The organism is Neisseria sp. P0022.S010, assembly GCF_051956635.1.
In genome coordinates this window covers 1-463 of the sequence record NZ_JBQCXF010000883.1, presented here as the reverse complement: position 1 = coordinate 463, position 463 = coordinate 1, and the positions used below count along the sequence as shown (strand labels likewise).

Sequence of the window (463 nt, the reverse complement as noted above, 5' to 3'; positions counted from 1 at the left end):
ATTGCTGGATGCGAAATCCGAAGCCCACAACACCATGCGGTGTGATGAAGTTCAAGGTTGTATGATGGCTTTATTGAGCGGTCCGGATTCTTTGAGTCCGACCAACTGGCTGCCTGAGATTTTGGGTTATGAATCTTTGTTTGATACCAAAGAGCGCACCGAAATCGAGCGTTTGGTCATGGCAATGGCCGCCGATATGCGCATGAAGCTCAACGAGAAAATCCTGCCTGATTTATGGTTTTATGAAGATGAAGCCGGCAAGCTGGATTTCTACACATGGTGTAACGCCTATCTTTACGCACTGGATATTGTGCCTACCAATTGGTTTGAAGCAGTCGATCAGGAAGAGGTTGAAGATTTGTTCTATCCGATTATGGCTTTGGGCGGTATTTATGACGATGAGGAAAACGGCGAAGTCATCTTGCATCTGAATGAAAAAGAGCTGACCCAGTTGGAATCTGAT

1 protein-coding gene is annotated in these 463 nt (G+C 45.8%); it reads left to right on the top strand.

All coding sequences use genetic code 11. The annotated features are described in order from the left end of the window. Position 1: 1 nt before the first annotated feature. A partial coding sequence (locus ACTHUT_RS21915) for a UPF0149 family protein (RefSeq protein WP_440419929.1) occupies positions 2-463 on the top strand: 462 nt, incomplete at its 3' end.